Source organism: Streptomyces sp. NPDC102274 (assembly GCF_044766385.1).
Taxonomy (GTDB): Bacteria; Actinomycetota; Actinomycetes; order Streptomycetales; family Streptomycetaceae; genus Streptomyces.
In genome coordinates, this window is sequence record NZ_JBIWLW010000129.1 from 1 (window position 1) to 2,621 (window position 2,621).

A 2,621-nucleotide genomic window follows, 5' to 3' on the forward strand; every position below is an offset into this window, starting at 1 on the left:
TTGGCGCGGTCGCTGGCGGGCCTGACCGACGCGGACCGGGAGAAGGCACTGCTGGACCTCGTGCTCGGCCACGTGGCCGTGGTGCTGGGTCACAGCTCGGCGCACGCTGTCGCACCTGACCGCGCGTTCAAGGAGCTCGGATTCGACTCGCTCAGCTCCGTCGAGCTGCGCAACCGGCTCAACGTGGCCACCGAGCTGGCCCTGCCCGCCACGCTCGTCTTCGACTACCCGACTCCCGCTGTTCTCGCGGCGCACCTCGGCGCCGAGCTGCTGGGTGGGGTGCTCGATGCCGCGGCCGACGAATCCGCTGCGGCCGTGACCGATGAGCCGATCGCGATCGTCGGTATGAGCTGCCGTTTCCCCGGTGGGGTCGAGTCGCCGGAGGACCTGTGGCGTCTTGTGGAATCCGGTGTGGACGCGGTGTCCGGGTTCCCCGCCGACCGGGGATGGGACCTGGACTCGCTGTACGACCCGGACCCCGGGCACTCGGGCACCAGCTACGCGCGTGAAGGTGGCTTCCTGCCCGACGCGGCCGAGTTCGACCCGGCGTTCTTCGGGATCTCGCCGCGTGAGGCGCTGGCGATGGATCCGCAGCAGCGGCTGCTGCTGGAGACCTCCTGGGAGGCCTTCGAGCGGGCGGGCATCGACCCGAACTCGTTGCGGGGCAGTCGGTCCGGTGTGTTTGTCGGTACCAATGGCCAGGACTACGCGGCGTTGTTGATGGCCGCGCCGGAGAGTGTCGAGGGGTACGCGGGTACCGGTATCTCGGCGAGCGTCATCTCCGGTCGGCTGTCCTACACGTTCGGTCTTGAAGGTCCTGCGGTGACGGTGGACACGGCGTGTTCGTCGTCGCTGGTCGCGCTGCACCTGGCGGCGCAGGCGCTGCACAAGGGCGAGTGCGAGCTGGCGCTCGTCGGTGGTGTGACGGTGATGTCGACGCCGGGTTCGTTCGTGGAGTTCAGCAGGCAGCGTGGCCTGGCTCCGGACGGTCGGTGCAAGGCGTTTTCCGACAGTGCTGATGGCACCGGCTGGGGCGAGGGCGTCGGCATGCTGCTCGTGGAGCGGTTGTCGGACGCGCAGCGCAACGGTCACCAGGTGTTGGCCGTGGTGCGGGGTTCGGCGGTGAACCAGGATGGCGCGTCGAATGGTCTGACGGCACCGAACGGTCCGTCGCAGCAGCGGGTGATCCGGCAGGCGTTGGCGAGCGCGAGATTGTCTCCGTCGGATGTGGATGCGGTCGAAGCGCACGGCACCGGCACCACGCTGGGTGACCCGATCGAGGCGCAGGCCTTGCTGGCCACCTACGGCCAGGACCGCGCCGATGAACCGCTGTGGCTGGGGTCGATCAAGTCGAACATCGGTCACACGCAGGCCGCGGCCGGTGTGGCGGGTGTGATCAAGATGGTGATGGCGATGCGGCACGGTGTGCTGCCGCGCACTCTGCACGTGGACGAGCCGTCGTCGCATGTGGACTGGTCAGCGGGCGCCGTCGAGCTGCTGACGGAGACTCGGCCGTGGCCGGAGACCGGGCAGCCGTGGCGGGCCGGCGTGTCGTCGTTCGGTGTGAGCGGGACGAACGCGCACGCCATCATCGAGCAGGCACCCGCCGCCGAGCGGGCGGAAGCTCCGGAGCCGGTGCGTGACGGCCTGGTGCCGTGGGTGCTGTCGGCGCGCGGCGAGGGTGCCCTGCGTGGCCAGGCCGAGCGTCTGATGTCCATGATGGATGAGCACGCGATTGTCGATGTCGGCTACTCGCTCGCGACGTCGCGGACAGCGTTGGACCACCGTGCGGTGGTGGTCGCCGCTGACCGGTCCGAGTTCCTGTCGGCCCTCGCCGCTCTCGCCGAGGGGCGGGATGGGCCCGGTGTCGTGATGGGTGAGGCGACATCGCACCGGGTGGGTTTCCTGTTCTCGGGTCAGGGTTCGCAGCGGCTCGGGATGGGGCATGAGCTGTCCGCCCGGTTCCCGGTGTTCGCCGAGGCCCTGGACGAGGTGCTGGGCGAGTTCGATCCAGCGGTGCGTGAGGTGCTGTTCGGTGAGGACCCCGATGCTCTGAATGAGACGGGGGTGACGCAGCCGGCGTTGTTCGCGGTCGAGGTGGCGCTGTTCCGCCTGTTGGAGTCGTGGGGTGTTCGCCCCGACATGCTGGCGGGGCATTCGATCGGTGAGCTGGCCGCGGCCCATGTGGCGGGTGTGTGGTCGTTGGCTGATGCCGCCAAGGTGGTGTCGGCGCGCGGTGCGCTGATGCAGGCGCTGCCCGAGGGTGGTGCGATGGTGGCGGTCCAGGCGTCCGAGGTCGAGGTCGCGCCGGATCTTCCGGAGACCGTCGGTATTGCCGCGGTGAACGGTCCGACCTCGGTGGTGATCTCGGGTGTTGCCGCTGATGTGGATGTGTTGACGGAGCTGTGGCGTGAGACGGGGCGGAAGGTGACCCGTCTGCGGGTGAGCCACGCGTTCCACTCGCCGTTGATGGACCCGATGCTCGACGAGTTCCGCGCGGTGGTCGCGGGTGTCCGGTTCGGCGAGCCCGCGATTCCGATCGTGTCGACGTTGACCGGTGTGCGGGCGAGTGCCGAGGAGTTGGGTTCGCCGGAGTACTGGGTGCGGCATGTGCGGGCGTC

1 protein-coding gene is annotated in these 2,621 nt (G+C 69.4%); it reads left to right on the plus strand.

Features of this window, described 5'->3' with window-relative positions; all coding sequences use genetic code 11:
* The coding region (locus ACIRQP_RS42330) for a type I polyketide synthase (protein ID WP_403900799.1) at positions 1 to 2,621 on the plus strand (2,621 nt) is incomplete at both ends.